This is a genomic window from Roseateles sp. NT4 (genome assembly GCF_051857475.1).
Classification (GTDB): domain Bacteria; phylum Pseudomonadota; class Gammaproteobacteria; order Burkholderiales; family Burkholderiaceae_C; genus Pelomonas.
Map to the genome: position 1 here is coordinate 1096109 of NZ_JBPZGZ010000001.1, position 23481 is coordinate 1119589.

The 23481-nt window shown below is 67.1% G+C and carries 15 protein-coding genes; 6 read left to right on the forward strand and 9 right to left on the reverse strand.

The features are described from left to right. Positions 1 to 80: 80 nt before the first annotated feature. Positions 81 to 3674: an alpha-1,6-glucosidase domain-containing protein gene (locus tag ACS5PN_RS05170; RefSeq protein WP_439462865.1), complete on the forward strand. Its 3594-nt coding sequence runs from the start codon at positions 81 to 83 to the stop codon at positions 3672 to 3674. An 11-nt stretch (positions 3675 to 3685) separates the two neighbouring features. Next, positions 3686 to 4243: a PEP-CTERM sorting domain-containing protein gene (locus ACS5PN_RS05175; protein WP_439462866.1), complete on the forward strand. Its 558-nt coding sequence runs from the start codon at positions 3686 to 3688 to the stop codon at positions 4241 to 4243. Positions 4244 to 4324: 81 nt separating this feature from the next. On the opposite strand, the gene ACS5PN_RS05180 is transcribed toward ACS5PN_RS05175, so the two are convergent. Both ACS5PN_RS05180 and ACS5PN_RS05185 read right to left on the reverse strand, forming a co-directional pair. Further along, positions 4325 to 4621: a hypothetical protein gene (locus ACS5PN_RS05180; protein ID WP_439462867.1), complete on the reverse strand. Its 297-nt coding sequence runs from the start codon at positions 4619 to 4621 to the stop codon at positions 4325 to 4327. Then, positions 4560 to 5063, reverse strand: a complete 504-nt coding sequence (locus ACS5PN_RS05185) for a hypothetical protein (protein WP_439462868.1) — start codon at positions 5061 to 5063, stop codon at positions 4560 to 4562. Before ACS5PN_RS05185 ends, ACS5PN_RS05180 begins: the two co-directional genes overlap by 62 nt. A 241-nt stretch (positions 5064 to 5304) precedes the next feature. Between ACS5PN_RS05185 and ACS5PN_RS05190 the strand changes: the two genes are divergently transcribed. Then, positions 5305 to 5586: a hypothetical protein gene (locus ACS5PN_RS05190; protein WP_439462869.1), complete on the forward strand. Its 282-nt coding sequence runs from the start codon at positions 5305 to 5307 to the stop codon at positions 5584 to 5586. A gap of 61 nt (positions 5587 to 5647) precedes the next feature. Here ACS5PN_RS05190 and ACS5PN_RS05195 read toward each other — a convergent pair whose 3' ends face one another. Beyond that, positions 5648 to 6163, reverse strand: a complete 516-nt coding sequence (locus ACS5PN_RS05195; RefSeq protein ID WP_439462870.1) for a hypothetical protein — start codon at positions 6161 to 6163, stop codon at positions 5648 to 5650. 185 nt (positions 6164 to 6348) lie between these two features. Continuing rightward, a complete protein-coding gene (locus tag ACS5PN_RS05200; RefSeq protein ID WP_439462871.1) occupies positions 6349 to 9126 on the reverse strand; it encodes an alpha-1,6-glucosidase domain-containing protein in 2778 nt (925 codons plus the stop codon). A 116-nt stretch (positions 9127 to 9242) separates the two neighbouring features. Here ACS5PN_RS05200 and ACS5PN_RS05205 point away from each other — a divergent pair, with 116 nt between their 5' ends. Genes ACS5PN_RS05205 through ACS5PN_RS05215 form a run of 3 tightly spaced genes read left to right on the forward strand, consistent with a single transcriptional unit; the run spans position 9243 to position 14325 of the window. Beyond that, the gene (locus tag ACS5PN_RS05205; protein WP_439462872.1) at positions 9243 to 10895 is read left to right on the forward strand and encodes an alpha-amylase family glycosyl hydrolase; all 1653 of its coding nucleotides are present in this window, start codon (positions 9243 to 9245) and stop codon (positions 10893 to 10895) included. A gap of 5 nt (positions 10896 to 10900) precedes the next feature. Continuing rightward, positions 10901 to 12499, forward strand: a complete 1599-nt coding sequence (locus tag ACS5PN_RS05210; RefSeq protein ID WP_439462873.1) for an alpha-amylase family glycosyl hydrolase — start codon at positions 10901 to 10903, stop codon at positions 12497 to 12499. After that, positions 12496 to 14325, forward strand: coding sequence for a glycoside hydrolase family 13 protein (locus ACS5PN_RS05215; RefSeq protein WP_439462874.1), 1830 nt, complete (start codon positions 12496 to 12498; stop codon positions 14323 to 14325). Before ACS5PN_RS05210 ends, ACS5PN_RS05215 begins: the two co-directional genes overlap by 4 nt. A gap of 47 nt (positions 14326 to 14372) precedes the next feature. Here the strand turns inward: ACS5PN_RS05215 and ACS5PN_RS05220 are convergent, their stop codons facing one another. The 5 genes from ACS5PN_RS05220 to ACS5PN_RS05240 form a co-directional block, all read right to left on the reverse strand. Further along, complete coding sequence (locus tag ACS5PN_RS05220) at positions 14373 to 15044, reverse strand: PEP-CTERM sorting domain-containing protein (RefSeq protein ID WP_439462875.1); 672 nt, start codon at positions 15042 to 15044, stop codon at positions 14373 to 14375. 161 nt (positions 15045 to 15205) lie between these two features. Next, positions 15206 to 16714, reverse strand: coding sequence for a 4-alpha-glucanotransferase (gene malQ, locus ACS5PN_RS05225; protein WP_439462876.1), 1509 nt, complete (start codon positions 16712 to 16714; stop codon positions 15206 to 15208). Further along, complete coding sequence (gene glgX, locus ACS5PN_RS05230; RefSeq protein ID WP_439462877.1) at positions 16711 to 18801, reverse strand: glycogen debranching protein GlgX; 2091 nt, start codon at positions 18799 to 18801, stop codon at positions 16711 to 16713. Before glgX ends, malQ begins: the two co-directional genes overlap by 4 nt. Positions 18802 to 18818: 17 nt before the next feature. Then, positions 18819 to 20996 (reverse strand): 1,4-alpha-glucan branching protein GlgB, encoded by a 2178-nt coding sequence (gene glgB, locus ACS5PN_RS05235; protein WP_439462878.1) that lies wholly within the window; start codon positions 20994 to 20996, stop codon positions 18819 to 18821. A gap of 2 nt (positions 20997 to 20998) precedes the next feature. Then, positions 20999 to 23470, reverse strand: a complete 2472-nt coding sequence (locus tag ACS5PN_RS05240) for a glycogen/starch/alpha-glucan phosphorylase (RefSeq protein WP_439462879.1) — start codon at positions 23468 to 23470, stop codon at positions 20999 to 21001. Between the last annotated feature and the right edge of the window lie 11 nt (positions 23471 to 23481).

Below are 23481 nucleotides of genomic sequence, written 5' to 3' on the forward strand. Positions count from 1 at the left end.
AATTCTCCTCGGGATTCCACCAGCTTACCTATGTAGTTTTACTTCAATAGCATCCGCGCACTTCAAAGGAGTGCACGGACATGAAGGCATGGGCAAGCTGGGCGCGGCAGATGCGCCAGGCGATCGCGGGGGTGGCCATCGGCACGATGGCACTGCTCAGCGGCTGCGGCGGCGGCAGCGCCGCGTCGCCGGACATCACGAGCAGCGCAAGCAGCGCGGCAGCGGCGGACGAAGGCGTTGAGCTGCTGGCCGGCGTTCCCGCCGCGCCTCAGCAACTGCGCGCCAAGATCGCCGCAGTCGCGACGCCGGGCGCCCCAGCCACCTCGCTGCGCGTGCACTACCGCCGCACGGGCGGTGATTACGCCGGCTGGCAGATCCACACGTGGAATGCCGCCCAGAGCCCGAACTGGAATGGCGGCTGGAACGCCGCCGGCAGCGATGACTTCGGTGCCTACTACGACGTGCCGCTGGCGGCCGGCACCGGCACGGTCGGCTTCCTCTTCCACAACGGCGACAGCAAGGACAACGGCGGCGCCGACCAGAGCTATGCGCTGCAGGCCGGCGCCAACGAGATCTGGCGCCTGCAAGGGGACAGCACCAACTACGCGAGCAACCCGCTGCTGCTGCCGGTGCCCGACATCAAGACGCTGCGCGTGCACTACAAGCGCTTCGATGGCGGCTACGCCAACTGGGGTCTGCATCTGTGGAACGGCAGCGGCCTCAACGCGGCTGCCCTGCCGACATTCCCCTCAGGCGTCAACATCGAGAACTGGGGCCAGCCGGTGCCGCTGAGCGCCATGCCCGGCTATGCGACCGGCGACGGCGAGGTCGTGTTCGACATTCCCGTGCTGAACCCGCAGGGCGATGTGAACCGCAAGAGCCTGGAATTCATCATCCACGGCATGCCGCCCAACGAGAACGACAAGGACGGCCGCCCCGACAACATCCATGTCGAGTACGCCGCGCTGAACATCCAGAACCAGGTTGGCCAGATCTGGATGGTGGAAGCCGATGCCACCGTCTACACCGCACCGCCCGACCTGCGCCAGGTCTCCAGCACCGACGCCCGCGCCGTGTGGCTGAACAAGAGCCTGGTCAAGTGGCCGCGCGTGGCCACCAGTGGCCCGGTGCGCCTCTATTACTCGGCCACCGGCCAGATCAGCGTCGCCCTCGAAGCCGCCGTGCAGGGCGCCGACGGCTACATCACCCTCGATGCCTTCACCGGCACCGTGCCGGCCGCCGACGCGCTGCGCTTCAAGTACGTGGCCAGCGGCACCGTCTTCAATGTGCGCGCCGCCGACCTGGCCCGCCTGCCCGCCCTGCACCAGCAGCAGTTGGTGCTCGTGCAGCAAGACGCCAACGGCAAGGTGCAGAACGCCACGACTGCGCAGATCGCCGGCGCGCTGGATGAGCTTTACGCCGCGGCCATCAACGTGCCCGACCTGGGCGCCACCGTCGCCGGCGGCAACACCAGCTTCAAGCTCTGGGCACCCACGGCCCAGGCCGTGTCGCTGGTGCTGACCTCGCCCGTCAACGGCTCGCCGCTGCTGACCCGCACGACGACCGACGCGATGACGCGCGACGCCGCCACCGGCGTGTGGCAGATCGCCAAGCCCGGCAGCCTGCAGGGCTCGACCTACCGCTACCAGGTGCAGGTCTTCGTCAAGGGCACGGGCCTGGTGAAGAACCTCGTCACCGACCCCTATTCCCTGGGCCTGACCCTGGGCAGCCAGCAGAGCGTCGTCATGGACCTGAACGCCGCCGTGACCAAGCCGGCGGGCTGGGACAGCGGCACGCCGCCCGCCACGGTGAACGCGCCGTCCGACCTCAGCATCTACGAACTGCATGTCCGCGATTTCTCGATCAACGACGCCACCGTGCCCGCCGCCGAGCGCGGCAAATACCTGGCCTTCACCGAGGCCGGCTCCAACGGCATGAAGCACCTCGCCGGCCTGGCCGCCGCCGGCCTGACCGACGTGCACCTGCTGCCGGTCTTCGACATCGCCAGCGTCAATGAGAAGAGCTGCACGACGCCGTCGCCGAGTGGCGCGCCGGACAGCGAATCGCAGCAGGCCGCCGTCGCCGCCACCGCCGGCACCGACTGCTTCAACTGGGGCTATGACCCGCTGCAGTTCAGCACCCCCGAAGGCAGCTACTCCAGCAACGCCAACGACCCGCTGGCTCGCGTCGTCGAGTTCCGCCGCATGGTGCAGTCCCTGAACGCGGCAGGCCTGCGTGTGGGCATGGACGTGGTGTTCAACCACACCTCCTCGTCGGGCCAGAACACCAACTCGGTGCTCGACAAGGTCGTGCCGGGCTACTACTACCGCCTGAACTCGACCGGCGGCATCGAGCGCTCGACCTGCTGCGAGAACACCGCAGCCGAGAACCTGATGATGGGCAAGCTGATGATCGATTCGGCGGTGACCTGGACGCGTGACTACCGCATCAGCTCGCTGCGCTTCGACATCATGGGCCACCATCCGCGCTCGGTCATGGAGGCGCTGAAGGCCCGGGTCAAGGCCGCCGCCGGCCGCGAGGTGCAGATCCTCGGCGAAGGCTGGAACTTCGGCGAAGTGGCCAATGGCGCGCGCTTCGTGCAGGCCGAGATGCTGTCGCTGAACGGGTCCGGCATCGGCAGCTTCAACCCCATCATCCGCGACGCCGTGCGCGGTGGCGGCTGCTGCGATTCCGGCAGCGCCGTCGTCGCCAACCAGGGCTATGTCAACGGCTTCTTCTACGACAGCAACGCCAGCGCCTCCGGCCAGAGCCGCGGCGAGCTGATGTGGCAGGCCGACCGCATCAAGGCGTCCCTCGCGGGCTCCATCCGCAGCTTCCAGATGCAGACGAGCTGGGACGCCAACCTGCGCCTGGACCAGATCGACGTCGGCGGCATCCCGGCCGGCTGGGTGCTGGAGCCGGGCGAGACGGTCAACTACATCGAGAACCACGACAACCTGACCCTGTTCGACAACAACGCCTTCCGCCTGCCCACCGGCACCAGCAAGGAAGACCGCGCCCGCGTGCAGATCCTGGCCAGCGCCATCAACGCCTTCAGCCAGGGCGTGGCCTATTTCCACGCCGGTGTCGACACGCTGCGCAGCAAGAGCCTGGACCGCAACAGCTACGACAGCGGCGACTGGTTCAATCGCCTGGACTGGAGTTATCAGGACAACAACTTCGGCGTCGGCCTGCCGCCCTCGCGCGACAACGGCGACAACTGGAACTACGCCCGCCCGCTGCTGACCAACGCACTGCTCAAGCCCCACGCCAACGACATCGCCTGGACGCGCGACGCCTTCCGCGACCTGCTGCGCATCCGCAAGAGCAGCACCCTGCTGCGCCTGCGCACGGCCGCCGACATCAAGGCGCGCCTGAGCTTCCTGAACACCGGCTCCAGCCAGGAAGCCACCGTGCTGGTCGGCCGCCTGGACGGCGTGGGCTATCCAGGAGCCAACTTCGATGAACTCGTCTATGTCATCAACGTCGACAAGACGGCCAAGCAGTTGAGCCTGCCGAGCCTGGCCGGCCATGCGCTGGAACTGCATCCCGTGCACACCGCCGCCACGGCCGTCGACTCACGCGCCAGGCAGGCCACGTTTGACCGCAGCACCGGCACCGTCAGCGTGCCGGCTCGCACCGCCGTCGTCTTTGTCGTCCGACCCAACCCCTGAAGACCCCAGCCATGAAAAAGCAACTCCAACACCTGGCCGCCGCGATCACCCTCGGCCTCGCCAGCCTCACGGCCCAGGCCGCGCCCGTCGCTATCGATGTCAGCGGCGCGCAGAGCATCAACCTGCTGGGCGAGGCCGGCAACACGGTCTGGCTCATCGACGTCGGCGCCAATGCGCTGCTGACCTCGCTGGACTGGGCCCTGGAGCTGAACGCCTTCTCGCCCAGCCTGCTGGCCGAGATGCAGGTCAGCTTCGGCGACTCCAGCGGCGCCAACCTGCTCACCTTCACGCCGGGCGGTGCCGACTTCAACAGCGGCAACGGCAGCTACAGCGGCTCCCTCGACCTCAGCGCCTATGGCATCAGCGTCGGCGCCGATGGCCTGCTGCGCCTGGAGTTCAGCGATGCCTTCAAGGACTTTGCCGCTGGCGTGTCCGAAGGCGAATGGGTCAGCGGGAGTCTGACGTTCGGGGTCAGCGCCGCGGGCGCATTGCCGGAGCCAGCCAGCGTGGCGCTGGTGCTGTTGGGCCTGGGACTGGTCGGCAGCGCGCGACGCATGCGCCACGGCTGATTCCGAATCAGTTCAAACAAAAGGGCCGGCTACGCCACCAGGCCCTTGTTCACTCCTGCGCTGCTGCGTCGATCCGCGGCCCTACATACGGGAATAGTGAAGCTGTGCGGTCTTTGGCCTTTGGTCGGCCACCACAAGGCAGGCTGGATGCATGGCCGCAAAGTCGCGTATCACGGCTGACGCCTGGGCGCCTTCGCACATCAGATTACCCGGCTTGATCGCCTCCAGTGCAGCCGTCGGCTCAAACCTGTACGTCAGGCTCAACTGGCTGATCGCGTTGTCATCCTGAGCATCCTTTTCGATGAACTGGCGGGCATCAGCCGCCCGGGCAATCTCGAGCGTTCTGGGCCATGGCGCTGACCACAGGCGCTTCTTCACGCATTCGCGAAACCAGGATGATGAGGATCAGCGCAACCAGATTGACGCCGAGCCCATACGGCGCACCCTGGGAAAAAGACACCCACGCGACGCTTCCGAGGAAAGGCGAGGTGGTCATCGTCACGACACCTCCATCGACAATACCGAACGAAAAGCGAAACGCGAACGCCGAGAAAAGCTCGTAACCCACTAGAGGGGACGACACATAGGGCAGTTGCAGGAAAAGGTAGCTTTTCACCCAGGGAACGCCGTCACGCTCATCCTGACTGAGCCTCCAACCGGAATAGATGCCGAGGACAAACAGGCCGCCCATGCCCAGCAGCAGAAGATAGCCCAGCGGGCCTCCCGGCGTGTTCACCCACAGCGGCAGCAGCGCCACGAAGCCAGCGAAGCCACCGCCTATGGCATTCAGCAACAGAGCGAATTTGAGCCAGCGTTTCATCCAGCGCATGAAGTGAAGCGGAGCCAGACTGGCTCGGGCCGAGCATCATGCCAGCCCCGCCGCGCCAGTGGCCGGGCTTCTCAATCCGGCACGAATACCGCCCATTTTTACTTCCTGTCGGGCGACGATGGCGGTTCGAAGCTCAAATGCCGGCACAAAGGCCAAGCCATGGCGGGCGACTCGGCACCCGTGCCACACGCCAGACCGAAGCTCCGAACAACTTGCATCCAGGGAGAGGGATATGGCGTTCTCAATCAACGGCTTTGGAACCACCTTCTACGGCAAGGCCGAAGAAGACGAAGATGGCTCCTACGTCGTCACCGAATGGATCGTCGCCGCTTTCGTCCCCTTGATCCCTCTCGGCTCGAAGCGCTTGTGGCCCGTGAGCCAGGCCGATACGCCCTGGTGGAAGCGCGACATCGGCGAGAAGTTCCAGGTGGAGAAGGTCCCGCTGCACATGCCCCATCTCCTCAAGGGCTACGCCGTGACGCTGGGAATCTTTCTGCTGCTCAAGCTGGCCTAGCTAGCCGCCTGAGCTGGTCCATTGTCGCTGATGCAACAGTCCCAAGGCCCGGCCCAATGCCTCAACTCGGCGCCAGCATGAGTTGCGCGGTGTCGCTGCACAACAGGCAGCGGAAGGCCTGCTTGGACAGGTTCGGATAGGCCGCGCCGAAGGTCTGCTTCACCGCCGCTTCCGTGGCGCGCCGGGGCTGGATGCGCAGGTGGGTTGTCGTCGTCGGAAAACCGTTCTGGATGTACTGTGTCACGTCGTAGCTGCCGAGGTGCGTCACGCAGCCGGCATTGACCGTGAACGGCTGACCCAGCACCGGATTGGCAATCGGACGCCGACTCATGACCTCCTTGGTCAGGGTCGCGTAGGTGATCCACTGCGTGATGGTGTACTTGCCGGGCGGCAGCTTGATCACCACGCTCTGGTCATTGACGGCGGTCGGCCAGTTGCCGTCCTCACCCAATGGCATCAGGTATTCCGCGCCGCCGTCCGCCGCTCGAATGACGAAGGCGAAGCCACGCGCCTTCATTCGGGTGAACAAGCCGGCGACGTAACCCGAATTCGGATCGACGGCGGCTTCGGGCGTCAAGACGGGTTGCACGCTCGCGCATCCCGAAAGAAGGGTCACGGCCAGGGCGCAGACCAGGTGTCGACGTTGCATCTTTCCTCCACTGTTCGATGCTTTGTTGTTGGAATCTCCTTCTCAGTATCTGCGGCGCAACCGGGCAGCATCCAGCCCTAACACGACAGGCTTGCGCGGTCGCTGAGCCCGTCTTACTCCATCACGAACACGACGGCGCTGCGCGCCGGTACTTCGAAGCGCCCGGCGGCATAGCGGGCGCCCCGAGAGCGCAGATCGGCGCCATGTCGCTGCACCGGATGCAGCACCCAGGGCTGACTTTCTTCGGCGGGCAGTTCCAGCACCTGCGCCGTCGGCGCCACATTGATCAGCGTCATCACCGCCTTGAAGCGCGCGCCGGCCAGGCCACGACCGTCGATGCGTGTCGCGATCAACACCGGGTTCTGGCTCGCACCGCTGCCAGGGAAGCTGACGCGTTTCTGGATCTCAGCGGCGTTCGGCAGGCGCAGCAATGTCGTGCTGGCGCGGATCTTCAGCAGGTCGCGGAAGACGTCGCGCGCCCAGGCGATCTCGGCCGGGCCGGGTGCAATTGACGGGTCGGCCAGGCGCTCGCGGGCCAGCGCCCAATCGCGGCCGTCCTGGCCATGGTTGTCCTGCCGGGGTGGCAGACCGGTGCCGAAATGGTTGGTCCGATAGCTCCAGTCCAGCCGGTTGAACCAGTCGCCCGAGTCGTAGCTGTTGCGGTCCAGGCTCTTGCTGCGCAGGATGTCCTGACCGGCGTGGAAATAGGCGACGCCCTGGCTGAAGGCGACGAAGGCCGCACCCAGCATCTGCACACGGGCCCGGTCGTCGCGCGAGGTGGCCAGCGGCAGCTTCAGCGTGTTGACGTCGAACAGGGTCTGGTTGTCGTGGTTCTCCACGTAGTTGACGACCTCGCCGGGCTCGCTGACAAAGCCCGCCGGCTGGTCGCCATAGGGGATGGCGTCCAGGCGCTTCTTCTCGCCGCGCCAGGTCGTCAGCTCATAGCCGCGCAGCGAGCCGGCCAAGCCGACGCGGATCATGTCGGCAGCGGCCAGCAACTCTTCAGGCTTCCCGTTGCCCAAGGCATTCGGCGCATAGACCAGGCCATTGAGCCAGCCCTGGCGGCGCACGCTGTCGTCCCCCCCCTCGCCCGCGCCGCCGCCCCGGATGGCGTCGCGCGCGCGGTCGCTGAAGGCGCCAATGCCGCTGCCGTTCAATGACAGCTGTGAAGCCTGCACAAAGCGGGCACCGTTGGCGACTTCGCCGAAGTTCCAGCCCTCGCCCAGCAACTGCACCGGCCGGCCGGCCTCGGCATTGACGCGCTGCTGCAGCTGCTCCATCGCCTCACGCGGTTGGTGCCCCATCAGGTCGAAGCGCATCGAATCGATCTTGTACTCGCGCACCCACAGGGCCGCCGAATCGATCATCAGCTTGGCCATCATGCGGTGCTCGGTGGCCGTGTTGTCGCAGCAGGTTGAGCGCTCGATCTCGCCCTGGGCGTTCAGGCGGTGGTAGTAGCCCGGCACGATGCGGTCCAGCACCGACTTCTGAGCCTGACCGGCCGCAGCCATGTGGTTGTAGACCATGTCCATGCCCACGCGCAGGCCGGCGCTGTGCAAGGCCATGACCATCTGGCGGAACTCGACAACACGGCGAAAGACGCCCCCAGGCGACGCCAAATGCGCATCGCCGCCCCCCGAGGGGGTCGAACCGCCTAGGGAGCGGCCCGTCGTCGGCTCGTGCGGATCGGTCGCATAGCTGCCCTCGGGCACATTGAAGTGCCAGGGGTCATAGCCCCAGTTGAAACAGTCGTTGGCCGCCACCGCCATCACGGCGGCCTGCTGAGCCTCGCTGTCGGCGGGTGCATCGGGCACGGTCGGCACCTTGCAACCGCGCTCGGGCACGCTGGCCAGGTCAAAGACGGGCAGCAGATGCACGTCGGTCAGGCCGGCCTTGGACAGGGCCTGGAGGTGCTTCATGCCATTGGACCCGCCCTCGGTGAAGGCCAGGTATTTGCCGCGCCAATCCGGCCGCACCGTCGCGTCACTGACCGAGAAGTCGCGCACATGCAGCTCGTAGATGACCTGGTCGGTCGCTGCCTTGACGCGATTGGGGCGGGGCGCCGCATCCCAGCCTTTGGGCTTGAGTGCCGATGAGGCGAGATCGGCCACCACGCTGCGCCGCGAGTCCGCCGTCAGCGCCACCGAATAGGGATCGGTGACGACATTGCGCACGCGGCCATGCGTGGGCGTCACGACATCGACGAGGTAGCGATAGGACTGGCCACTCAGGTTGCCCGGCAGCTCGGCGCGCCAGACGCCAGTGGCGGCGTCCTGGCGCATCGCATCGACGGCGATGGCCGGTGATTCGGCGCCCGCATGGCGGCACAGCAGCACGCGCTGGGCCGTCGGCGCCCAGACGGCAAAGCGGGTCCGGGCGCGGGTGGGATGGACACCCAGGTCATCGACCTTGTCGGCAGCGGCATAGAGATCATCCAGCGCCCCCGGCAACTGCACGCTGGTCGCCGCGATGACGCGCCCATCGGCCGCCTCGTGCACCAACAGCAGTTGCTCGCGCAGCAGGGCCGCGACATCGGCGCTGGCCGGAACGGCCACACGCGGCCCGTCGCCAATGAAGCGAAAGCGCGTGGGCAGCGGTGTCGCGCTCGGCTGCAGCTCCACCACGCCATCAGCACCGGCGACAACCTCACCCACCCTCGGCTTCAGTCCCGCTGCTCTGGCGTGATACAGCCGCAGCCTCTCGCCGGCCTGCAGCTTCAAACCCGGCCATTGCAGCGTTCTTGCGTCCAGCCAGTAGCCCTCGGCCGAGGGGCGCGCGGCCGGTGCCGGCGGCGGAACCTCCGCATTGCAGTCGTCCAGATCGCTGGCTCGCGCCGCCGTGGCGACCAGCGTCAGGCCCAACAGCAGCGACAGCATGGGACGGACGGGCATCAAGGTCTCCTTTGCGTTTTTGGAATAGTAGCAAAACTACATGATTGCAAATCCCTCTAGCGCATTTCATGGAGACGGGTCTATGCTTCCCGAAAACAAATGAGTAGTTTGATTACATGAACAGCTCTAGAGACAAATTTTCGATCGCCGCGGCCCTGCTTGCGGCAGCAGCGCTGGCGGCATGCGGCGGGGGCGGCGGCTCCGCTCCCAGCCCTTCGCCTGCCCCTGCGCCAACCCCCGCTCCAGCGCCTGCACCGCTGCCAGCCCCCGACGTCAGCACCGTCGTCGCGGCCGACCCCGGCTATGCCCTGCCCGACGGATGGCAACTCGGCGCCTTCATGCAGATCTTCGTGCGCAGCTACCAGGACAGCGACGGCGACGGCATCGGTGACCTGCGCGGCGTGACCAGCCGCCTCGACTATCTGAAGGATCTGGGTGTCAAAGGCATCTGGCTGATGCCCATCACCAAGAGCCAGGATGGCGACCACGGCTATGCGGTGGCCGACTACCGCGACATCGAGCCCGCCTACGGCAAGCTGGCCGACCTGGACGAGCTGATCAAGCAGGCGCATGCGCGCGGCATCGGCGTCATCCTCGACTACGTGATGAACCACAGCGCCGGCCAGCACCCGCTGTTCGTCAACGCCAAGGACTCGGCCACCAACCCCTGGCGCGACTGGTATGTCTGGCAGAACCCGGCGCCCACGGGCTGGAGCATCTATGGCGGCAACCCCTGGCGCAGCACGGCCAATGGCGCCTACTACGCCCCCTTCTGGGACCAGATGCCCGACTTCAACCTGCTGAAGACCGAGGTCGTCGACTTCCACAAGAACACGCTGCGCTTCTGGCTCAACCGCGGCGTCGATGGCTTTCGCTTCGATGCCGTCGGCAACCTCGTCGAGAACGGGCCGAACGCCTGGGAAGACCAGCCGCGCAACTACACGCTGATGAACGAGATGCGCGTGCTGCTGAACGGCTATTCGAACCGCTACATGGTGTGCGAGGGCCCGGCGGACCCGCAGGGCTTCGGCGCCCCGTCGGCCTGCGGCAGTGCCTTCGCGTTCGACCTGCAGAACGCGTTGATGGGCTCGGCCAAGGGCCAGGTCTCGGCCGTCGCCAGCCTGGCCAACTATTTCAAGACAGCCACGCCAGGCATGGCGCCGATGCTGTCCAACCACGACAGCTTTGCGGGCCTGCGCCCTGCCGACCAACTCAACGCCGACCTCACCCAGCTCAAGCTCGCCGCCAGCGCCTACCTGCTGCTGCCCGGCACGCCCTTCATCTATTACGGCGAAGAGATCGGCATGCGCGGCGCCACCTCGCTGAGTGGCGACGCGGCCATCCGCACGCCCATGAGCTGGTCCACCGCCGCCAACGCGGGCTTCTCCACCGCCGCACCCTATCGCGCCCTGGCATCGAACGCGGCCACCAACAACGTCGCCGCCCAGCAGGCCGACCCGGACTCGCTGCTCAACCATTACCGCGCCCTGCTCAATCTGCGCAACACCCTGCCCGCACTGCGCAACGGCGCGCTCTGGTACGGCACCGCCGTGGATACGGTGCTGACCTACCAGCGCTTCTTCGCTGGCCAGACCGTCGTGGTTGCGATCAACTTCGGCACCAGCGCGGCCCAGACCAGCAGCCCGAACCTGCCCAGCAATGCCATCCTGGAGGGCAAGCTGGGCGCTGCCGATATCAAGGTCGATGCCACAGGCACGGCCCAGATTGCCGTGCCCGCGCAAAGCCTGCGCGTCTACGTCCTCCGTTGAACATGATGATCAAGCACCTCATCTGCACGGCCATCGCCACCGCGCTGGCCCTTCCCGCGGCAGCCCAGGTCGACACCCGCCCCGTGCCTGCCCAGCCGCAGGCCAGCACCCTGCCCGCGAACTGGCAGCACGGCGTCTTCATGGAAGTCTTCGTGCGCGGCTACCAGGACAGCAATGGCGACGGCATTGGCGATCTGCGCGGCCTCACGCAGCGACTGGACTATCTGAAGAAGCTCGGCGTCAGCGGCCTGTGGCTGATGCCTATCACGGCCAGTTCCGACCACGACCACGGCTACGCGACGAGCGACTACCGCAACATCGAGCCGCAGTACGGCACGCTGGCCGACTTCGACGAGCTGATCCGCGAGGCCCACAAGCGCGGCATCGGCATCGTCATGGACTACGTCATCAACCATGCGTCCTGGCAGTTCCCGCCCTTCCAGGAAGCACTGAAGGATCGTGCCAGCCCCTGGCGCGACTGGTTCGTCTGGAATACCAACCCTGGCCCGGGCTGGGACATCTGGGGCAAATACCCCTGGTACGACGCCGCCACCAAGCCCTGGACCTGGACCGGCGAATGGAAGGACCTGCCGGCTGTTCAGCCCGGCTCGCCCGACATCTTCTTCGGCACCTTCGGGCCCCACATGCCCGACTTCAACATGCGCAATCCGGTGGTCGTGCAGTACCACGAGGACTCGATGCGCTTCTGGCTCAACCGTGGCCTGGACGGCTACCGCCTGGATGCCGTGCCGCATCTGATCGAGAACAACGCCAAGGACTGGAACGACCAGCCCGAGAGCCGAGCCCTGACCAAGCATTTCCAGGACTTGATCAAGAGCTATCCCGGCCGCTATGTCGTCTGCGAAGCCACGGCTGAGCCCATCGCCTATGGCAACCCCGACCTGTGCGGCGGCGCCTTCGCCTTCAACCAGAACTACGAAATCATCAAGGCGGCCAAGGGCGACGCGGCCGCCGTGCAGAAGATGGCCGACTACTACCGGGCCATGTCACCGACGATGGCGACCTTCCTGCACAACCACGACATCTTCACCGGCCAGCGCGTCTGGGACCAGCTGCACGGCGATGAGGCTCGCTACCGTTTGGCGGCGGCCAGCTATCTGCTGCTGCCTGGCACGCCCTTCGTCTACTACGGCGAGGAGATCGGCCAGGCGGGCATCGACGGCAAGGGCGACGATCCGCTGCGCTCGCCGATGAGTTGGACGTCCGCCGGAGGCTTCACGACCAACACCCAGCCCTTTCGCCTGCTGGCCCTGAACCGCAGCGCCCACAACGCCGAAAGCCAGCAGCGCGACGCCGGCTCGCTGTTCAACTTCTACCGCGAGCTCATCGCCATGCGCCGCGCTTCGGACGCGCTGACCCTGGGGCGCTACGAAGCCGACAAGGTGGAAGGCCTGGTGTGGAGCTTCCAGCGCGTGCAGGGCAAGGAGCGCGTCCTCGTCGCCATCAACTATGGCGACACGCCGGCCGCCATCGAGCTGCCCGCCCGCGCCCGCCCGCTCTATCCCAAGGCTGCCGCCGCGCCCCGCACGCGCGCCACGGTGCCACCGCTCTCGCTGCGCGTCTACCGACTGGAAGCGCCATGAAGAAAGCCCTGATCACCCTGACCACCACCCTGTTGATGAGCCTGAACACCCTGGCCGCCGGCCTTGATCACGTCGAACCACCGAACTGGTGGGTCGGCATGCGCGACACCTCCCTGCAACTGATGCTGCACGGCGCCGGCATCGCTGACGCCCAGCCGACGCTGGCACCCTACCCCGGCGTGACGCTGCAACGCAGCCACCGCGCCTCCAGCGCCAACTACCTCTTCATCGATCTCGACATCGCGCCCGGCACGCAGCCCGGCGAGCTGTCCCTGACCGTCGCCGGCCGCACCCTGCACTACCCGCTGCTGGCCCGTGCGCCCGGCTCGGCCCAGCGCCAGGGCTTCGGCCCCAAGGACGCCATCTATCTCGTCGTGCCCGACCGCTTTGCCCAGGGGGGCAGCGGCCGGCAGGCCGACATGAAGGAAGGCATTCACCGCGACGAGCCCGGCGGCCGCCACGGCGGCGACCTGGCCGGCATGCGCCAGCACCTGGACTACATCGCCGGCCTGGGCTTCACCCAGGTCTGGCCGACGCCCCTGGTCGAGAACAACAGCGCCCACTACAGCTATCACGGCTATGCGGCGACGGACTTCTACAAGATCGATCCGCGCTTCGGCAGCAACGATGACTTCGGCGCCTTCGTCACGGAAGCCAAGGCCAAGGGCGTCGGTGTCATCCAGGACGTCGTGCTCAACCACATCGGCGGCGGGCACTGGTGGATGGCCGACCTGCCGGCGCCGGACTGGGTCAATGCCTGGCCGCAGTACACGGAAACGCATCACGCCCGCATGACGCTGCAGGACCCCTACGCCTCGGCCGAAGACCGCAAGCGCTTCACCGACGGCTGGTTCGTTCCCGGCATGCCCGACCTCAACCAGCGTCGCCCCGAACTGGCCACCTATCTGACGCAGATGACGCTGTGGTGGATCGAGCGCTACGGCCTGTCGGGCATCCGCACCGACACCTACTCCTACTCCGACCGCGACTTCCTGACCCGCTGGTCGGCCCGCGTCATGCAGGAGTACCCGCGGCTGAACATCGTCGGCGAGGAGTGGAGCCCGCATCCCGCCGTCGTGTCCTACTGGCAGCGCGGCAAGAAGAACCACGACGGCTATGTGTCGTATGCACCCAGCCTGATGGACTTCCCGCTGCAGACGAATCTGCTGGCCGCTTTGACCGAGGAAGACGGCGCCCACACCGGCCTGACCAAGCTCTACGAAGGCCTGGCCCATGACTTCGTCTACCCCGACCCGGCCAACCTCGTGCTGTTCGACGGCAACCACGACACGCCACGGCTGTTCTCGCTGCTGAAGAACGACATCGGCCTGACCCGGATCGCGCTGGCCTATCTGGCAACGACGCGCCGTATCCCCCAGCTCTTCTACGGTAGCGAGCTGCTGATGCGCAGCCCCGTCGAGCGCGACGACGGCCGCGTGCGCGCCGACATGCCCGGCGGCTGGACCGGCGACGCGGTCAACGCCTTCACGGGCGCAGGCCTGACGGCCGAGCAGCGCGAGATGCAGGACTGGACACGCCGCCTCTTCAACTGGCGCAAGGGATCAGCCGCCATCCACGACGGCGCGCTGATGCAGTACGCGCCGCTGGAGGGCTGCTATGTCTTCTTCCGCTACGGCGGTGGCCGCACCGTCATGGTGGTGCTGAACAAGGGCAGCAAGCCGGTGGAGCTGGCGCTGGGCCGCTTCAGCGAACGCCTGGCGGCGGGCGACCATGCACGCGACGTGCTGGGTGGCCGCGAGTTCAAGCTCGGCGCCACGCTCACCGCGCCGGCGCGCAGCCCGCTGATCCTCGAGATCTCGCGCTAAGAAAAAAGGGCTCCTTGCGGAGCCCTTCTTCATGCAGCGACTGCCGATCAGCGCGGCTGGCGGCGGCGGGCGATCAGGCCGACGGCAGCCAAGCCGGCCAGCATCAGCGCGTAGGTTTGCGGCTCGGGAACCGGCACGGCTTCGGCCGTGAACGAGTAGGACAGCTTGTTCTGGCTCTGGCCGGTGATGGCCGCAAAGCTGGCCGCGCCGGCATTGGCCGTCAGCACCAGCTTGACGTCCTTGACCGTGAAGGCCGTGGCATCGTTCAGGGCGCTCGACGTCGAGCCGAAGTAGTAGCCGCTGGTGGTGCCCGACTTGCTGAGCGCCGTCTGCGGCAGCACCGTGGTCGCACCGCCCAGCACGCTGAGCGTGCCGCCGGCCGTCAGGCTGGTGGAGGCCAGAGCACCAGCCTCGAAGAACACCACATTGCCAGCCGAGCTGGTCAGCGTGTTGCCCAGATTCCAGCCGCTGTTCGCCGTCACGGTGAACTGGGGCAGCAGCAGGTTCTGGGTCACGGTGCCGGTGCTGAAGGACTGCACGCTGACGTCCTTGAAGCTCCATTCGAAGCCGGCGGCGGTCACCGAACCGAGCACGAAATCGCTGGCGGCGGCGTTGTCATAGCTCAGCGTGTACGTGCCGGCGTTGACGTTCACGATGGCAGCACTGGCCACACCGGAAACGAACAGAGCCGCGACGGCGGCCAGAGTCTTCAACTTCATGATTTGCTTTCCCTCCTGGACACCGGGCGAGGTGCCCGGTGAAAACCCGCAAATGCTAGTCAAGGTACCGGCAGGTAATCGCGTCCAAGCGGCCAAACTGATGATCCTAGGGGGGCCAAAACGCCCCCCGATCTGCGGGGATCAGGGCAGGAGTCAGCCGTTCAGGGCAGGCGCAGCAGCTCGAAAGGCCCACGGCCGGACGCCGCGGTGATCAAGCCCAGCACGCGGGCGGGCTCGCTGCCCAGCATGCCCCAGTGGAAGCGCCAGCCCCAGTTGCCGCCCAGCACGCCGGGCACATTCATGCGGTGGTGGCTGTCCAGGCCGAGCACGTCCTGCAGCGGATAGACGGCCATGTTGGCCACCGAGTTGGCGCAGGCGCGGATCATGGCCCAGTGCACATCCTGCTCATTGCAGGCGAGGTAGGAACCGGCAAAGGCGCGCTCGCGGGGCTTGGCCTGGTTCCACCAGCCGCGCACGGTGTCGTTGTCGTGGGTGCCGGTGTAGGCCACTGAGGTGGTGGGCCACATATGCGGCAGGAACTCGTGGTCGCCCTCGGCACCGAAGGCGAACTGCAGGATCTTCATGCCGGGGAAGCCACAGCCGTCGCGCAGCTCGTTCACGTCTTCGGTGATGAAACCGAGGTCTTCGGCCACGATGGGCAGCGGGCCGAGGGCCTTCTTGATGGCATCGAAGAGCGGCATCCCCGGGCCCTTGAGCCACTGGCCTTTGGTGGCGTCGGGGCTGCTGGCCGGGATCTCGTAGTAGCCGGCAAAGCCGCGGAAATGGTCGATGCGGAAGACGTCGGCCTGGGTCAATGCACGTTGAACGCGCGCAGTCCACCAGGCGTAGTTTTCGGTGGCCATCTTGTCCCAGCGGTAGAGCGGGTTGCCCCAGCGCTGGCCCAGCGGGCCGAGGTCGTCAGGTGGGCAGCCGGCGACCACCGTGGTCTGGAAGTCCTTGTCCAGGTAGTAGAGGTCGGGGCGCGACCAGCAGTCGGCGCTGTCGTGGGCGACGAAGATGGGCAGGTCGCCCATGAGGTGGACGCCGCGCTCGTTGGCATAGGCCTTCAGCGCGGCGATCTGCACGTCGAACTGCCATTGCACGAACTGCCAGAAGGCGATCTCGTCGGCGTAATCCTTGCGCGCCTGGGCGATGGCCTTGGGCTCGCGCTTCTTGAGGCCTTCCTGCCACTCCCACCAGGGCTGGCCGTTCAGTGGCGAGCGGATGGCCATGAAGAGCACATAGTCGTCCAGCCAGCTCTGTGCCTCCAGGCACCACTTGGCGAAGGCGATCCGGTCGGCATCTACCCCATTGGCGAAGAAGCCCTTGGCCGCCGCGCGCAACTGCTGCTCGCGCCAGGGCGTGACCTCGCCATAGTTGATGAGGCTGCCGTTGAAGGCGGGCACCTGCGGCTCGGTCAGCCAGCCCTTGGCGATCAGCGGCTCCAGGGCCACCATCCACTGGCTGCCGGCAAAGGCGGACACGCCTTGGTAGGGGCTGTCGCCAGGGCCGATGGGCGTCGTCGGCAGCAGCTGCCAGACGCTCTGGCCGGCCGACTGCAGCCAGTCGATGAAACGGTAGGCATCGGGACCGAAGTCGCCCATGCCATGCGGGCCGGGCAGCGAGGTGATGTGCAGCAGCACACCGGAGGAGCGTTGGTTCAGGTTCATTGATGCCTCAGCACGAGGAGGGAGCGGGCCGGCACATTCAGCGGCTGGCCGGGAAGAACGAGGGGCGCGGCGGACTCGCCGCTGCTGTCCAAGACCAGCTGCCAGGGCCCGTTGCAAAGCAGGAAGGGCAAAGGCGCCGGGTCGGGGTTGAAGACGATCATCAGCCGTGGCGATGCGGCATCGGCTTCGCGCAGTTGGGCCCCGAAGGCGCGCTGGCCGGCGTCGTGCCAGTCATGCGGCGTCATCTCGTGGCCGCTGGGGGCGTACCAGGCGATGCTGGCCTCGCCGGGGCCGGCGGCGAACCAGCGCGGGTGGCGCAACAGCGGCTCGGCAGCGCGCAGGGCCAGCAGCTGGGCGACGAGCTCGGTGGTGCGGCCTTCCGCCTGGTCCCAGTTCAGCCAGGTGATGGCGTTGTCCTGGCAGTAGGCGTTGTTGTTGCCGCCCTGGCCATTGCCGATCTCGTCGCCGGCACACAGCATGGGCGTGCCCTGGGCCAGCAGCAGCGTGGCCAGCAGCGCACGGCGCACACGTTCGCGCGTGGCGTTGATGGCGACGTCCTCGGTCGGGCCCTCGACGCCGAAGTTGGCGGCCAGCTCGCCGTCGCGGCCGTCGCGGTTCTCTTCACCGTTGGCGTGGTTGTGCTTGCTGCTGAAGCTGGTCAGGTCGGCGAGCGTGAAGCCGTCATGCACGGCGACGAAGTTGACCGAGGCCGTCGGCAGGCGCTGGCCATGGTGGAAGACATCGCTCGAAGCCATGAAGCGCCGCGCCAGCTCACCGCGGCCAATGCCCGGCCCGGCTGTACCTTGACCATGGAGCCAGTAGCCGCGCACGGCGTCGCGGAACTTGTCGTTCCATTCCAGGAAGCGGCCCGGAAAGCGGCCCACCTGGTAGCCGTCATAGGCCGCGTCCCAGGGCTCGGCGATCAGGTGCACGCCGGCCAGCACCGGGTCCTGCCGCAGCGCCGTGAAGAAGGCGGCGTTGGGGTCGTAGCCCTGGTTCGTGCGGCCCAACACCGGCGCCAGGTCGAAGCGGAAGCCGTCGACGCCCATCTCGGCCACCCAGTAGCGCAGCGAGTCCAGCACGAACTGGGTCACGCGCGGATGGGCGCAGTTGACGGTGTTGCCGCAGCCGGTCAGGTTCTCGTTGCGGCTCCTGTCATCGGCGACGAGGCGATACCAGGTCTTGTTGTCCAGGCCGCGGAAGCTCAGCGTCGGGCCGAACTCGTTGCCTTCGGGCGTGTGGTTGTAGACGACGTCGAGCACCACCTCGAGGCCAGCTTCGTGCAGCGCATCCACCATGCGGCGGAACTCGGCCGTCACGGCGGTGGGGTCGTTCCGGTGCGAGACGTTGGCCCAGCGCGGGTCCGGGCAGAAGAAGCCCAGGGTGTTGTAGCCCCAGTAGTTGTGCAGGCCACGCTCGGCGAGGTGGGGCTCGTCGATGCAGTAATGCACCGGCAGCAAAGACAGCGTCGTGATGCCCAGCCGCTTGAAGTGCGCGATGGAAGCCGGATGCGCCAGGCCGGCGTAGGTGCCGCGCAGCTCCTCCGGCACGCCGGGCAGCAGCTTGGAGAAGCCCTTGACGTGGACTTCATAGAGCACGACCTCGGCAGGCGTACGGCGCGGCCGGTGCGCCCGCGAATACATGACCGGTGCAGGCGCCACGCGCGCCTTCAGCGCCTGAGTCGCGTTGTCGCGGTGATCCAGCGAGCGCGGGCCGTCCGGGTGGCCCAGTTCGTAGCCATGGTGCTCCGCCCGCCAACCGAAGTGGCCGACGATCTCGCGGGCGTAAGGGTCCAGCAGCAGCTTGTGCGGGTTGAAGCGGTGGCCCTGCTCGGGCGCATAGGGGCCGTGGGCGCGCAGGCCGTAGACGAGGCCGGGGCCAACACCGGGCAAGAAACCGTGGAAGACGCCGTCGTGCGGGCCCACCAGTTCGTAGCGGCGCAGCTCGCGCTGGCCTTCGCCGTCGAACACGCAGAGCTCGATGCGCGTTGCGTTCTCGCTGGCGACGGCGAAGTTGACGCCGCCATCGCGGGCGAGCGCCCCCAGCGGCTCGTGCCAGCCGGGTTGCAGATCAGGCAGATGAGCCATGGACTACAGACTCAAGGTCAGATGGGGACGAAGAAAAGCGTCGCCAGCGGCGGCAGGTTGATCGTGATGGACAGGCGCTTGCCATGCGCAGGATGCGCCTGCACCGGCAGGCCGGCAGCGGCAACGCCGTTGCCCATATTGCTGCCGCCGTAGTACGCGGAATCGGTGTTCAGCGCTTCCTTCCAGGCCGTCACGCCATCCGGCACGCCCAGCGAGTAGCCCTCGCGCGGCACCGGCGTCATGTTGACGACGACCAGCACCATGCGGCCCGTGCCGTCGCGGCGCACCCAGGCGTAGATGGAGTGCTCGGCGTCATGGGCGCTGATCCACTCGAAGCCACCCGGGTCGCAGTCCAGCCGGTGCAGGGCCGTGTGGTCGCGGTAGAGCTTGTTGAGGTCGCGCACCAGGCGCTGCACGCCGGCATGGCGGTCATCTTCCAGCAGCCCCCAGGGCAGGCTCTCGGCGTGGTTCCACTCCTGGCGCTGGGCGAACTCCTGGCCCATGAAGAGCAGCTTCTTGCCGGGGTGGCCCCACATGAAGCCGTAGTAGGCGCGCAGGTTGGCGAACTTCTGCCAGTCGTCGCCCGGCATCTTGGCCAGCATGCTGCCCTTGCCGTGCACGACCTCGTCGTGCGAGATGGGCAGCATGAAGTTCTCGCTGAACGCATAGATCAGGCCGAAGGTCATCTTGTCGTGATGCCAGCGGCGGTTGATCGGGTCCTCGGCCATGTAGCGCAAGGTGTCGTTCATCCAGCCCATATTCCACTTGTAGTGGAAGCCCAGGCCGCCGGCGTAGGTGGGCGCCGAGACGCCGGGGAAGCTGGTGCTTTCCTCGGCAACCGAGATGGCGCCTTCGATCTCGCCGACATGCTCGTTCATCTCGCGCAGCATGGAGATGGCTTCGAGGTTCTCACGGCCGCCACGGATGTTGGGGATCCATTCGCCCGCCGGCCGGGAGTAGTCGCGGTAGAGCATGCTGGCCACGGCGTCCACGCGCAGGCCATCCACACCCCAGCGCTCGATCCAGTAGATCGCGCTGCCGACCAGGAACTCGCGCACTTCGGTGCGGCCGAAGTTGTAGATCAGCGTGTTCCAGTCGCGGTGGAAGCCTTCCTTGGGATCGGCATATTCGTAGATGCGCGTGCCGTCGAACTCGGCCAGGCCGTGGGCGTCCATGGGGAAGTGGGCAGGCACCCAGTCCAGCAGCAGGCCCAGGCCCTGGTCATGGCAGGCCTTGACGAAGCGCGCGAAACCTTCGGGCGGACCGAAGCGGGCGCTGGGGGCGTACATGCCCAGCGTCTGGTAGCCCCAGGAGCCGTCGAAGGGATGCTCGCTGATGGGCATCAGCTGCACATGGGTAAAGCCCATGTCGGCCACGTAGGCAGGCAGGTGATCGGCGAGTTCGTCCCAGGTCGGAAACTCACCCGACACGCCGCGGCGCCAAGAGGATGCGTGCACCTCGTAGACGCTGATTGCCGACTCGCGGCGGTTGGCGCGCTCGCGCTGGCGCGGCAGCGGCGTGACCTCGGGCAGGGCCGCGACGATGCTGGCCGTCTCCGGCCGCAGCTGGGCACGGCGGGCATAGGGGTCGGCCTTCAGCGGCAGCAGCTGGCCGTTGCCGTTGACGATCTCGAACTTGTAGAGGTCGCCCTCGGCCGCGTGCGGCACGAAGATCTCCCACACGCCGGCCTGGTGGCGCAGCCGCATGGGGTGGCGGCGGCCGTCCCAGTTGTTGAAGTTGCCGACGACGCTGACGCGCTTCGCGTTCGGCGCCCAGACCGCGAAGCGCACGCCGCTGACATCGCCGTACTGCACGATGTGGGCACCCAGGCTCAGCCAGGGCCGGAAGTTGCGGCCTTCGGCAAAAGCCTTCAGCTCCTCGTCGCCGAGCTGGGGGTAGAAGTTGTAGGGGTCGGCATAGACGCCCTCCCCGCCGCCGGCCCAGCTCACGGCCAGGCGGTAGTCGAAGCGGTGCTTGCGACGCGGCACCATGGCCTCGAAGAAGCCGCCGCGGCGCTGCTCGAGGTCGACGATGTGCTTCTTGCTGCCGGCGTCCAGCAGCGCCACCGTGGCGGCACCCGGCAGCAGCACGCGCACCCACAGCCGACCGTTGTCATCCGCGTGCAGGCCCAGCCGGCCGAAAGGATCGGCATGGCGGCCCGCCAGCAGGGAATCAAGGTCGGCTTCGTTGAGCATCGTCAGCTGTTCAGACTTTTCACGGACCAGACACGGTCCACGTACTCGGCGATCGTGCGATCGGACGAGAACGGGCCCATGCCGGCGATATTGCGCAGGGCTCGCTCGGCCCAGGCGGCACGGTCGGCAAACAGCGCATCGACCTTGGCCTGGGTGGCGACGTAATCGGCGAAATCGGCCATCAGCAGGTAGACGTCGCGGTGCAGCAGGCTGTCGACCAGCGCGCGATAGCGCTCGGTATCACCGTTGCTGAACACGCCCGCTGCGATGGCATCGATGACGCGCTTGAGCTGGCGATTCTCTTCGACATACAGGCGCGGGTCGTAGCCCAGCTGCTTGATCTTGGCCACGGCATCGGCGCGCAGGCCGAACACGAACATGTTCTCCCCGCCCATGGCCTCGGCCATCTCGATGTTGGCGCCGTCCCAGGTGCCGATCGTGACCGCGCCGTTCATGCCGAACTTCATGTTGCCGGTGCCCGAGGCCTCGGTGCCGGCCGTTGAGATCTGCTCGGACAGGTCAGCCGCCGGGATGATGCTTTCGGCCAGCGTGACGCTGTAGTTGGGCAGGAAGACGAGCTTGAGCTTGTCACCCACGCGCGGGTCGCTGTTGATGACGCGGGCCACGTCATGCGCCAGGCGCACGATGCTCTTGGCCATCTGGTAGGCCGAGGCCGCCTTGCCGGCAATGATGACGGTGCGGGGGACCCAGTTCGAGCCATTCACACCTTCAGGGTTGTCGCGGATGGCCTGGTAGCGGGCCACGACGTGCAGCAGGTTGAGCAGCTGGCGCTTGTACTCGTGGATGCGCTTGATCTGGATGTCGAACAGGCTATCGACATTGACCGAGATGCCCAGCTCGCGGCGGATCACGGCGGCCAGTCTCTCCTTGTTGGCCCGCTTGACGACGAGGAACTCCTCGCCCAGCTCGCGATTGGCGGCCAGGGGCGCCAGTTCGCTCAGCTCGGCCAGGTCCTTGCGCCAGCCTTCGCCGATGCGGCTGTCCAGCAGCGCGGACAGGGCCGGGTTGGCCTGCTGCAGCCAGCGCCGCGGCGTGACGCCGTTGGTGACGTTGTGGAAACGCTCGGGCCAGATACGGGCGTAGTCGGCAAAGATGGTCTGCACCATCAGCTCCGAATGCAGCGCAGCCACGCCGTTGACGCGGTGCGACGCGACCAGCGCGAGAGCCGCCATGCGCACGCGACGCTCACCACCGTGGCTACCCTCGTCGATGAGGGAGACGCGGCCGGCCAGGGCGTGGTCGCCGGGGAAGCGCTCCTGCAGCTCTTCCAGGAAGCGGTGGTTGATCTCGTAGATGATTTCGAGATGACGCGGCAGCAGGTTCTCGAACATGCGCACAGGCCAGGTCTCCAACGCCTCGGGCATCAGCGTGTGGTTGGTGTAGGCCACGGCCTGGCGCGTGATCTTCCAGGCCTCGTCCCAGCCCAGGCCATGCTCGTCCAGCAGCAGGCGCATCAGCTCGGCAGGAGCAAGCGCCGGGTGCGTGTCGTTGAGGTGGATGGCGTTGGTCTTGCCGAGGTTGTGCAGGCTGCCGAACTCGCGCAGGTGCCGGGAGATCAAGTCCTGCAGCGAAGCGCTGACGAGGAAGGCTTCCTGCTTCAGGCGCAGCTCGCGGCCGGCCTCGGTGCTGTCATCCGGGTAGAGCACCCAGTTCAGCGCATCGGCCAGCACCTGGTGGCGGGCGGCGCGGGCGTAGTCGCCCTCGCAGAAGGGCTTGAAGGCAATCGGCGCGGCCGTGGCCTGCCATTGGCGCAGCGTAGAGACGCGGTCGCTGTGGTGGGCCGGCACGATGAAGTCGAAGGCCTGGGCCTCGATTTCGTCGGCGGGCATCCAGCGGCGCACGCCGGAGGCATCGACCTCGACACGGCCGCCGAAGCCGACATGGAAGCGCACATCGTGGCGCGGCAGCTCCCAGGCCGGGGAGTCCCGCGTCCAGTCGTCAGGCTGCTCCAGCTGGCGGCCCTGACTGATGACCTGGGCAAAAGTGCCATAGCGGTAGCGCAGGCCGTAGCCAAAGGACGGCAGCTCCAGTTCGGCGAAGCTGTCCAGGAAGCAGGCCGCCAGACGGCCCAGGCCGCCATTGCCGAGCGCCGCATCGGGCTCGCGCTCCAGCACATCGCCCAGGCTGGTGCCGCTCTCGGCCAGCTTGGCTTCCAGCGGGTCGACCAGCTTCAGGGCGGCGAGCGCATTCGACAGCGCGCGGCCCATCAGGAATTCCATCGACAGATAGTGGACGCGGCGCACCGGCGCCTTGTCACCGCGCTGGGCATCGGCGGCCTGCGTCTTGGCCCAGCGCCGGGCCAGGGTCTCGCGACAGGCGATGGCCGCGGCATGCAGGGCCGCCTGGGGCGTGGCGCCATGGCTGGATTGGGACAGCTCACGCTCGTAGGCGGTCTCGAAGGCGGTGCGCAGGGCCTTGTCTTCGGCGGAGAGGGCAGTGGTGGGCTTCTTCATCGCGGTGGAGG

Coding starts and splice junctions, on each gene's coding strand:
- ACS5PN_RS05170 (WP_439462865.1), top strand. CDS start 81: ATGAAGGCATGGGCAAGCTGGGCGCGGCAGATGCGCCAGGCGATCGCG.
- ACS5PN_RS05175 (WP_439462866.1), top strand. CDS start 3,686: ATGAAAAAGCAACTCCAACACCTGGCCGCCGCGATCACCCTCGGCCTC.
- ACS5PN_RS05185 (WP_439462868.1), bottom strand. CDS start 5,063: ATGAAACGCTGGCTCAAATTCGCTCTGTTGCTGAATGCCATAGGCGGT.
- ACS5PN_RS05190 (WP_439462869.1), top strand. CDS start 5,305: ATGGCGTTCTCAATCAACGGCTTTGGAACCACCTTCTACGGCAAGGCC.
- ACS5PN_RS05200 (WP_439462871.1), bottom strand. CDS start 9,126: ATGCCCGTCCGTCCCATGCTGTCGCTGCTGTTGGGCCTGACGCTGGTC.
- ACS5PN_RS05205 (WP_439462872.1), top strand. CDS start 9,243: ATGAACAGCTCTAGAGACAAATTTTCGATCGCCGCGGCCCTGCTTGCG.
- ACS5PN_RS05210 (WP_439462873.1), top strand. CDS start 10,901: ATGATCAAGCACCTCATCTGCACGGCCATCGCCACCGCGCTGGCCCTT.
- ACS5PN_RS05215 (WP_439462874.1), top strand. CDS start 12,496: ATGAAGAAAGCCCTGATCACCCTGACCACCACCCTGTTGATGAGCCTG.
- ACS5PN_RS05220 (WP_439462875.1), bottom strand. CDS start 15,044: ATGAAGTTGAAGACTCTGGCCGCCGTCGCGGCTCTGTTCGTTTCCGGT.
- malQ (WP_439462876.1), bottom strand. CDS start 16,714: ATGAACCTGAACCAACGCTCCTCCGGTGTGCTGCTGCACATCACCTCG.
- glgX (WP_439462877.1), bottom strand. CDS start 18,801: ATGGCTCATCTGCCTGATCTGCAACCCGGCTGGCACGAGCCGCTGGGG.
- glgB (WP_439462878.1), bottom strand. CDS start 20,996: ATGCTCAACGAAGCCGACCTTGATTCCCTGCTGGCGGGCCGCCATGCC.
- ACS5PN_RS05240 (WP_439462879.1), bottom strand. CDS start 23,470: ATGAAGAAGCCCACCACTGCCCTCTCCGCCGAAGACAAGGCCCTGCGC.